This is a genomic window from Legionella norrlandica (assembly GCF_000770585.1).
Classification (GTDB): Bacteria; Pseudomonadota; Gammaproteobacteria; order Legionellales; family Legionellaceae; genus Legionella; species Legionella norrlandica.
Window position 1 is genome coordinate 20,735 of record NZ_JNCF01000031.1, and the last position, 9,300, is coordinate 30,034.

Below are 9,300 nucleotides of genomic sequence, written 5' to 3' on the forward strand. Positions count from 1 at the left end.
ATTATCCTTTACTTTGCATTGCCGATAGAGTGGTTAGTGAATCTTGATCTTCCACTCGGTCTAAAAATAAAAATCCATCCAGGTGATCAATTTCATGTTGAAGAATGCGGGCTTCTAAACCGGAAGCTTTTTTGGTAATTCTATTTCCATCTATGTCAAACCCTGAATATTCAATTTCCATGGCTCTTGGAACTTCACCCATTAATTCACCACAATTAAGGCAACCCTCGTAGCCAGTTTGAATTTCTTGAGATAGGATTCTTAATGAAGGATTAATTAATGCAGTATCGGGAATGGGATATTCTGGTTTTCTCCGTTTTGTATAATCAGTACCAAATACAATAACTCGTTTGCTGATGCCAATTTGGGGGGCAGCTACACCTACTGCACCCTTGTCAGCCATTATGCCGAACATAGTCTTAATCAGCTCTTTTAACCAACTGCTACCAAATTCTGATTCGGAAATTGGATCAGCGGTTTGTCTTAAAATAGGGTCGTTTTTATCAAGGAGTATGTTCATGGGGCACCTGATTGTTGATGATTAATGTCAGTTTGGGCTTGGTCGTCATGCAGGGCTGTTTGTCAGGGAAAATTAAATACTCTTGAATTCGCCTTAACGCAAATTTGCCCATGGCTAACAGTTTTTCGCAATGAATCGAGCTTTTGTTCTGGATATATGGATTTATCCGTTTTAATCCAAATGAAAAGATAGCTTTATAAGAATCATATTCAGTGGGGATGGAGATACCTGTTATAAGTCTAGGTTTTATTTGTTTGTATTTTACAATTGATTCTGTGCAGCCTATATGTGGTAGTTCGCTCCATAATTTCGGTTGATCCTGGCTGAGGAATTCTGGTTGATAGCAACCGTCAAATAGCCAGAGACTTTGCTCAATTAAATTTTGCTCTATGGCTGGGTTCGAGGATATGAAAAAGATCTGTCCTGCCTGGTTAATAAGGGCAATAGAAGCATAGTCAGTTTCTACTTGCCCTAGTACATCTGAAAACACCCTGCGTATTGTGACAAAGTGTTCAAACAGAAATTCCTTGGCTTTGGGGTGAAGCTTTACTTCCACAGCTGTTACATCCATAACTACAAATATTTTAAATTCCATGACTGTGCTTTTTTCTATTTTCTTCGTAAGAAGAAATTGAACCAATGGCCAAGTCTATGATTTTTAGTAAATTATTTTCCGAAGTGTCGATTGTTTTTACTTCTTTGATCAATCCTAACACAAAATCTGCGTAATCGTCATTAGCTCCATGAGAGACGGGGTATAAATGATGACTTTGTTTCAAAATGTAATGAAGTAATGTTTCATCTATTTCATTTTTCTTATAAGTTGTATTTTCATCATCACCAAACAGCAACCAGCCTGGGCTTACCTGAAGATGATAAGCCAGTTTTTTGATTTTTTCATAGTCAGGTAAAGCATCACCTCGTATATAACGGCGGCAGATTTGTTCAGAGGCGCCAGTAAACTCAGCCAGGGTTTTAATACATATTCCATTTGGCGAGCGAGAGGCTGAATATCCTTTCTCTTTGAGGGTGCTAATCAAGCGGTTAGCAAACGTTTGATAGGGTCCCTTACTCATAAAATTATCCTTGTAATCAAGCATCATAAAAAAATTATCATATAAAACGATATCATTCAATATCATATCGTATTTTAATAAAAATATCTTTAATACATGTATTGATAATATAATTAATAACGTATTAATATAAGTTTCGTAAAAAGATGATTAATGTAAATTTAGTGTTGGACTTAGTACACATATGTTATACAGGAGTATGTCGCATGTTTCATGATCAGAAGATCGTAATTTACAAAGGAATTATTCAGTATTTACTCGATTCCACCAGTTATTCTTTACAGCGAATTGCAAACTTATCTAACTCATCTGTTGCTCATCTGCAATTGATACATCATTACAATCGGTTACCGAGAGAAAGTAATATCGAATTGAATTTGTTGAAACTATTTATCACCTTCATTGATATGGAACTCAAAGGCGAATCGAAGGCACGTTTGCTATTAAAGTAACAAAGGGATTTGGAGAGTAATGATGCGACCAGTTAATGATTTATTTACACAGCAGATTTTGTTTATCAATGACGTAGAAGTCATTATCGGAAAGGACAGGTTAACTTTGCGCCGTTGGTGGACCGATGGTAAATTTCCTTTACCAGTAAAACTGCATGGGAGAACGCTTGTCTGGCATAAAGAAGTTATTGACGAATGGATAAGTACAAATATAAGAAAAGGTTATAATCAAGCTTTGTGATAATAACGAAAGCAGGAAATTACCTGCTTTTTTATGTAAGCCATAATGGGTGATTTACGCTTAATCTGTAAAAGCTAATTCAAGATAATGTTGCCAATGCTTTATCTTTATTAAAAATTATTAAGCCTCTTCTCTCTAATTTTTCTTTCTGGTCTTGAAACTAAAGAGGGGATTTAGAGTATTTTATTGTTGTTATCATAATTACAAATAAAAAACCGCTATGGTTACGCAATAGCTAAGGCCCTCTAAGATTAGCGGTTATGTTATTTAAATTAAGCATAAGTTTTTAGAAGTCTGCAAAATTAAATTAGATTGAGATGAGCTATTTTCTTCTGAATGCCCGACAAGTTCTTGAATATATTTAGACCATCGCTCTAAAGCTTCCTTTCTTTGAGGTAACATCTCATTCTTATTGTAGGTAGCCATAATACGTGGCATTTTATGTCCGAGACATTTTTCAATAACAACCGGATCAATATGAAGTGTTTCACCCAGCTGAGTTGCAAATGTTCGCCTTAAATCATGTGCACTCCATTCAGGAATACCAACTCTTTTTTGAATTCTTCTAATTGCCCGAGGTAAAGCATTTTCATCGAGCGGTTTGTTTGGAACTAGCCCTGATAAAACAAAAGGAGAGTCACTTCCTTCATTTAACTTGAAAATTACTGATTTTGTTAACTCAGATAAATGAATTTTGACAGTGATTCCGCCCTTAGTTAGTTCTGAGGGAATTGTCCATAGGGAATTAGCAAAATCAAAATGTGACCATTGAGCAAGTCGAATTTCAGCAGTTCTAACACCTGTGAGAAGAATAATTTTGATAGCACTTTTAGTTTGCAGGGACATTTTACTTTGGTCGGAGTTAAGAAATTGCCAAAGAGTTTTAATTTCATCGAGAGCTAAAAAACGCTCACTAGGTTTTTCAATTCCGCCAATATTTCTTGCTTTAATATTAGCAGCAGGGTTAGTTTCAAGGCTGCCGCGGCTAATTGCGTAATTAAAGACTTGTTTTAAAGAACTAAGAACCCGATTTGCATGGATTGGCGCACCTCGTTTAACTATAGCATCAAGTGCGTTAGTAATATCAATAGGTTTTATTTTTTCCAATTCCAGGTGACCGAGCAAGGGAATAATATCTGCTTCGATTTGTTGTTTAATTTGAAGTGGTTTTTTTCTATTTTTAATTACATAACCTTGATACCAGGAATTAATAAGTTGATCCATGGTATTATTCTTTTTTTCGTTTTGTATTTGTATAATTTTTTTAGGGGCTTGGCCAGATCTTCTTAATTCACTTAACTCAATAAATTTTTTTCTGGCATCAGCAAGGCTCATGCTAGGATAATGGCCGAGGGTAATTTTATCGGTCTTTTTACCAATTTTATAACGATATATCCACGATTTGAGCTGGTTTGGTGTTACACGAATACCAAATCCTCCGCCCTCATATTCCTCATACCGCTTATCTTTACCTTTTAAATTTCTTATATAAGTGTCCGTAAAATTTCCCATATTATATTTCCTTTTTGGGTACACTTTGGGGTACACTTAATTTTGTTCTGGATTGAAATTTTTTGCAATGGTTTGATATCGATTATTTTATAAAGTCCTTGTGTGGAAAGGGTTAAGTGATAATAAATGATGCTGGTTGATATTTAATGAAATCGTTGTGAATTAGTTTCGTAATCAATAGGTCCGCGGTTCGATTCCGCGCAACGGCACCAGTAGAATCAATGAGTTACAACTAGAAAGTTAAAAATTGAAAAAATTTGGTACCGTTTTTGGTACCAATTTTGAAATGTAATTAATAGACATTAATTGATATCAAAATAACGGGTATTTCCATTATCTTGCCCAAATACGGAGCATATTATAAAGCACATAATACTCTAACTTTTAATCGATAGTTTTCAAAGCTTCTAAACCCATATGCCCTTCGTTGAATCTATTTCTATGAAACCGTTCAGTAATTCCATTAGACTTTCTAAATTTATTCGATTTAAATGAGAACAAAATACAACATATATAATCATTTTGTGAGTTTGTATAGATCATAGTGTAAAAAAACACTCCTTAATATGATTGTCTTGGTGAAATAATAAAATTATAATCCGGCACTGTTATTCAAGGATATTAATAAGGAGATGTTATGAACGTATATTATTCTAATAGAATTGATGCCGATGAAGATAAGGATGAATATATGCCTTGGTAAACAAAGGAGATATAAGTATCTCCTTTGATAGTTTTATATTGATATGAAATTAGTTTTAAACAATGATGTTCTCGCGGTCATTGATGACTTTCTAGAGCTGCCATCTTTTGAAAAAATTTGGAATTTTATTCAAACTGAAAAATTCAAGTTTGTTCACTCTTCTCGATGGGTAAATGCTTTTAGTCTCGAGGATGGTTCTCCTCTATGGGGCAGCGTTACTATTTCTCATCCTAGGCCGGAAGCTTGCACAACAGAGCAAATTTACCCTACAAAAACAAGTATTGATTTATTTATAAATGAATTAATTGCAAGATCATCTGATTATTCTCATTTAATTGGTTTCAAAGATAGAGATTGGGATTTTTTCTATGCTAGACCTTATCTATATCCTAGGGGCTCAGGTCTTTCCTGGCATACTGATGGTAAGTACAAAATTTCAGGTGCCTATGTATATTACTTGGGACATAAATTGGGGGCTGAATTATTAATTAATCCTACACCTCAACTTGACTTCGATTATCCTGAAGTGACGTTAATCAATAATAAAAAGAAAAAGGTAGGATACCATCTTAATAGTGCTGAATTGAATAAGTATGCTGATGATGGAATTGGATATTATATTGTTCCCAAACCCAATAGATTGGTTATTTTTAAAAATAATATTCTGCACTGTATAAAAAAAGTAGAAAATGCAGCAGGGAATCATGTAAGGGCATCGATAACAGGGTTTTTTATGAGTAATGACAAAATACATGAAACGAAAGAGGCAGAAAAAGAACATTCAATCTAACAATTATTTGAATTAGTCTAGTCCCGCCGAATTATAGATACTACCAATCTTAATATGCTTGGAATTATGAAATGAATTTAGTGCATGAAATCACACCAACACTAGCTCAAGAAAAGGTAAATTTTGTTATTTTGGTACCCAATACTGATGAGGCAGTTTTATCTAACTTTATACTTAGAGAAGAGGATGTTCCTTATAATGAACAACCAGGTCATTATCAATTTAAAAAATGGTCTGCTTGGTGTTCTGCACATTTCTCTTCCTATTACTACTATATTAAGTATAAAAATGCTCTCATAAGATGTAAGCAATTTTTATATGACTTTGGACCTTTATCAACATTAGATCACGCTGCTCTATATGATCATTGGGTTTGGGAAATGAAACCCCACGTATTGAATCAGGAAAATGTTTGTTGGATTGGTTATGATTATTCAAAATCGAAAACGTTAAGTTTTGACGTGGTCAACCAAAATGTTACACCCCAGTTAAGCAACTTTCATTAAAAAATCGCTCTGTTTTTCAAATTGATTTGGGCTTAAATATCCCAAATATGAATGTAATCTGTGGCTGTTATAGAACATGGTGATGTAATTCAAAATGTCCTGTTGAGCTTCCCATCGGTTTTGATAATTTCGCCATTGAACTCGCTCTTGTTTTAAGCTGCCAAAGAAGCTCTCAGCAACGCTGTTATCCCAGCAATCACCTTTTTTGCTCATGCTACCGATATATCCCTTGCTCTTTAATAAATTGCGGTATTGGTAACTAGCATACTGAGCCCCTCTATCGGAATGAACAATAAGCCCTGATGGAGGTTTTCGCTGCCAAATTGCCATATTCAGAGCATCACAAACCAATGTTGCTTTCATTCTGGATCCCATGCTCCAACCAACCACCTTCCTTGAAAATAAATCCAGAACGACAGCTAAATAAAGCCAGCCTTCCTGCGTCCAGAGTTGAGTAAGAGCCAGGGCGTAGTCGAACTATTTCCCTGGGTCTCCTCACCGAACCGTACGTGCACCTTTCAGCGCATACGGCTCTCCATTTATTCGTGGCCAAAGGCCATCACAATATCAGCATAGCGTGATGTAATTGTTTTCCTTTCCTCATTTCTAAGGTATGGATTTATTTCTGGCAGACGCCAGCGGAAAGATTTCTTCGGGCTACTTACCAATCGGTAGAGTACTTCTCCACAAAGATTATTCCTGTTCGTTTTGCCGAATAAAACCCATGTTTTCGCCTTACCTGGTTCAGGAGATTTGCACCATCTCATCAACAATGATTTGATGCTGCACCGATATTTTCTTCCGAGCCAGTGACCAAGCTTCCAGAAGATCACTCTATCGATCTTGCTGTATACTTGAGAGGTATAATCAGTGAAACAGTAGAATTGTGCCCAGCCCTTTAACCTCTGGTTTACCTTTTCTACTTTATCAATCATGCTGCTACCGTAGTCTCCAGTGAGTTCCTTGCTCAGTGAGTGAGTAAACGCCTTGGCTTTTGCATCTGGGATACCTGTAACCACTCGCATGCTCCCTTTGGAACCTCGTTTGCGAATGATCCGATGTCCCAGAAAGATAAACCCATCGTTTACATGAGTAATTTTGGTTTTCTCCATATTTAGGGTGAGATTGAGCTTACCCTCCAAAAATTCTCGACACTGTTCGCGGATTGCTTCTGCTTCTTGTTTATTGCCTTTGACCGTTAACACAAAGTCATCAGCATAACGGCAGTAGGCCACCGCTGGCTTCCATTGTCTGTTTTCTTCTATAGCTGGCTTGCACCCAATCTTGATACTATTGTTCCAGTACCATCGATTTTGACGTACTTTCTTTCCTAGGAAGTTTTTATCCAGGAACTGATCAAATTCATGAAGCATGATATTTGATAGTAATGGTGAAATAACTCCTCCTTGTGGGACTCCTTCACTCGTTGCACAGAATAGATTTCGCTCGATATGACCTGCTTTTATAAACTGCCAAAGCAGGTTGTTAAAACGCTGGCAGCAGATACGTTTACGCACGCACCGCATGAGTAACTTGTGGTGTACTGTATCAAAGTAGCTTGATAGATCACCCTCTATTACCCATCGTCCTCGGGTATTTACATCAGAGATATCAGTCAGTTGTAACTTGACTGTGCGTATTGCGTGGTGAACACTGCGCTCGGGTCTGAACCCATAAGATAACGAATGGAAATCATTTTCCCATATTGGCTCCATTGCCATCAGCATCGCGCGTTGCACTATCCTGTCCCTTAGTGTCGGAATTCCTAAAGGTCGTTGTTTTCCATTGGCTTTGGGGATATAGACACGTCTTGCTGGCATCGGTTGATATAACCCGGCCAAAAGCTCCTCCCTGATTTGCTTGAGATAGTCCTTTAACTCTCTCTGCACGTGTTGTTTTGTTATCCCATCTACTCCTGGTGTATTGGCTCCTTTTGCTGAAAGTGTGATTTCCGCCGCTTGTAGTAGCCACGCTGGATTACTAATAAGACGTAGCAATCGGTTCACTTTGTAAGAGCTATCCGTTGACGTCCACCTTGCTAATTTGCGTTGCATTTCGCTGATTATCAAAGGTCTTCACCTCATTAGGTCAGTTAGTCTGCATTCGCAGATCGAATAAACTGCGTTCCTTTGCCATGTAATGGGCTTTCCCCACCTCAGACTACTATGAACGCTCCATCAGCCTATATTGTCATTTGGGTCATGCTCCTTTAGCATCCAATATAGACCTTCCCCGGTTTATCTATCTGAACTCAAGCACAGCGGGGAGGATGCCGATCGCGGTCTTTGTCCTTGTCGTTCTGCAAGGTGATAATGCTATGAATGCAGATTTGTGTTATTGCATTCATCTATGCCTCCTGCCTACATTTCATTCAGCAATTTGGTGTTTCAGTTCGTACATGCAACTGATGCACAGCATTATACCGCCTGTTAATTCGTGTAGGCGGTGGCGACATTTCAGCCCATAGATGCGGGTTAATCGGTTCATGTTCTTCATCCGTCCACTGCTCAGTCTAGAGAAGCATCTTGACTTAACGAATTTGCCTCACTTCCCGTTGTCAACGGGTTACATTACCTTACCAGCATACGATAAGTCACTGCCGTTCAAGACTCATGTACCTTCACAACCAGGCACAGTTCCAGTTAATGCACTATTATTCCTTGCGCATACCCTGGATATTTCAGATAGATTTGTGGCTCTTTTAAGCATCCTTGCTTGCCCTGAGCTCCGGGCACACTATAGGTAATATCTGATACGTAGGCTTTATTAGGCTTGTCTGCATGAAATTGCCTATTCAATACATTTTCATAAACCGGTTGTTTATGGTTGCTATTGGTAGTCACCTTATATTTCTTTCGATATCGAACAAAAACCTTGGCTTCTTTCATTAAACTTTGAGCTCGTCTTCGACCTACTGGATAACCTAATGCATTTAAAGCATTCTTCATCCTGCGACTGCCATAACAATACTGGCTCGCCTCAGCTATTTTCTTCACCCAATCAATAACCTCCTCATGTTCAGGATCATCTGGTTTATTTCTCTGGCGTTGCTGATAACTGTAATATCCATGCCGTGTAATGCCCAGGAGTTGGCACATTAAGCCAACCGGCCAGGTCTTCTTATTTTGGGCGACAAACGAATATTTTATTTCGTTTCTTGAGCAAAGAAGACCGCCGCCTTTTTTAAGATTTCCTTTTCCATTTTCAAGCGTTTATTTTCTTCCTGCAGGCGACGTATCTCTAATTGTTCTGCTGTTAACTTGCCATTTCCTCGAAATGCTTGCCCGTCAGGCTCTTGATGCTCTTTAAGCCAGCGACTAAGAAGAGCTTGATGAATCCCCAAGCTTTTAGCGGCTTCTGTGCAGCCATAGCCTTGTTCTAATACCAGACTAACTGCATCAAGTTTGAATTCTTTAGAATACTTCTTTCTTGCTACCATTTTTTTCTCCAGTTAAGTACATTATCTCTTAACTGGGGTGTCAAAATCTATTAGACCACGT

8 protein-coding genes and 4 pseudogenes are annotated in these 9,300 nt (G+C 37.7%); 4 read left to right on the plus strand and 8 right to left on the minus strand.

What is annotated here, in order from left to right:
• Window position 1: 1 nt before the first annotated feature.
• From def to OK13_RS08810, 3 genes are read right to left on the minus strand one after another with little or no spacing between them, the layout of a single operon-like run.
• Entirely contained in the window at window positions 2-520 is a 519-nt protein-coding gene (gene def, locus OK13_RS08800) for a peptide deformylase (protein ID WP_011215171.1), read from the minus strand.
• Window positions 504-1,115 carry a hypothetical protein gene (locus OK13_RS08805; protein ID WP_014843663.1) on the minus strand — a complete coding sequence of 204 codons (612 nt, stop codon included), beginning with the start codon at window positions 1,113-1,115 and terminating at the stop codon, window positions 504-506. Before OK13_RS08805 ends, def begins: the two co-directional genes overlap by 17 nt.
• A complete protein-coding gene (locus tag OK13_RS08810; protein ID WP_011215173.1) occupies window positions 1,105-1,596 on the minus strand; it encodes a helix-turn-helix domain-containing protein in 492 nt (163 codons plus the stop codon). Before OK13_RS08810 ends, OK13_RS08805 begins: the two co-directional genes overlap by 11 nt.
• Before the next feature lie 206 nt (window positions 1,597-1,802).
• On the opposite strand from OK13_RS08810, the gene OK13_RS08815 reads away from it, so the two are divergent.
• Both OK13_RS08815 and OK13_RS08820 read left to right on the plus strand, forming a co-directional pair.
• Window positions 1,803-2,048, plus strand: a complete 246-nt coding sequence (locus tag OK13_RS08815) for a hypothetical protein (RefSeq protein WP_011215174.1) — start codon at window positions 1,803-1,805, stop codon at window positions 2,046-2,048.
• Between the two features lie 22 nt (window positions 2,049-2,070).
• Window positions 2,071-2,289 carry a helix-turn-helix transcriptional regulator gene (locus OK13_RS08820; RefSeq protein ID WP_011213446.1) on the plus strand — a complete coding sequence of 73 codons (219 nt, stop codon included), beginning with the start codon at window positions 2,071-2,073 and terminating at the stop codon, window positions 2,287-2,289.
• Between the two features lie 267 nt (window positions 2,290-2,556).
• Here OK13_RS08820 and OK13_RS08825 read toward each other — a convergent pair whose 3' ends face one another.
• The gene (locus OK13_RS08825; RefSeq protein WP_011215175.1) at window positions 2,557-3,801 is read right to left on the minus strand and encodes a tyrosine-type recombinase/integrase; all 1,245 of its coding nucleotides are present in this window, start codon (window positions 3,799-3,801) and stop codon (window positions 2,557-2,559) included.
• Window positions 3,802-4,159: 358 nt separating this feature from the next.
• A pseudogene (locus tag OK13_RS14560) lies at window positions 4,160-4,281 on the minus strand (transposase); the annotation flags it as partial.
• Window positions 4,282-4,547: 266 nt separating this feature from the next.
• Here OK13_RS14560 and OK13_RS08830 point away from each other — a divergent pair.
• Together OK13_RS08830 and OK13_RS08835 are read left to right on the plus strand one after the other, a co-directional pair.
• Entirely contained in the window at window positions 4,548-5,294 is a 747-nt protein-coding gene (locus OK13_RS08830) for a 2OG-Fe(II) oxygenase (protein WP_035890233.1), read from the plus strand.
• Window positions 5,295-5,365: 71 nt separating this feature from the next.
• A pseudogene (locus tag OK13_RS08835) lies at window positions 5,366-5,752 on the plus strand (hypothetical protein); the annotation flags it as partial.
• A 30-nt stretch (window positions 5,753-5,782) separates the two neighbouring features.
• On the opposite strand, the pseudogene OK13_RS08840 reads toward OK13_RS08835, so the two are convergent.
• The 3 genes and pseudogenes from OK13_RS08840 to OK13_RS15310 all read right to left on the minus strand — a co-directional run.
• Window positions 5,783-6,271: pseudogene (locus OK13_RS08840) on the minus strand (IS3 family transposase); the annotation flags it as partial.
• A gap of 68 nt (window positions 6,272-6,339) precedes the next feature.
• A complete protein-coding gene (ltrA, locus tag OK13_RS08845) occupies window positions 6,340-7,797 on the minus strand; it encodes a group II intron reverse transcriptase/maturase (RefSeq protein ID WP_479463103.1) in 1,458 nt (485 codons plus the stop codon).
• A gap of 741 nt (window positions 7,798-8,538) precedes the next feature.
• Window positions 8,539-9,239, minus strand: a pseudogene (locus OK13_RS15310) (IS3 family transposase); the annotation flags it as partial.
• Between the last annotated feature and the right edge of the window lie 61 nt (window positions 9,240-9,300).

Coding starts and splice junctions, on each gene's coding strand:
- OK13_RS08805 (WP_014843663.1), bottom strand. CDS start 1,115: ATGGAATTTAAAATATTTGTAGTTATGGATGTAACAGCTGTGGAAGTA.
- OK13_RS08825 (WP_011215175.1), bottom strand. CDS start 3,801: ATGGGAAATTTTACGGACACTTATATAAGAAATTTAAAAGGTAAAGAT.
- OK13_RS08810 (WP_011215173.1), bottom strand. CDS start 1,596: ATGAGTAAGGGACCCTATCAAACGTTTGCTAACCGCTTGATTAGCACC.
- OK13_RS08820 (WP_011213446.1), top strand. CDS start 2,071: ATGCGACCAGTTAATGATTTATTTACACAGCAGATTTTGTTTATCAAT.
- OK13_RS08830 (WP_035890233.1), top strand. CDS start 4,548: ATGAAATTAGTTTTAAACAATGATGTTCTCGCGGTCATTGATGACTTT.
- def (WP_011215171.1), bottom strand. CDS start 520: ATGAACATACTCCTTGATAAAAACGACCCTATTTTAAGACAAACCGCT.
- OK13_RS08815 (WP_011215174.1), top strand. CDS start 1,803: ATGTTTCATGATCAGAAGATCGTAATTTACAAAGGAATTATTCAGTAT.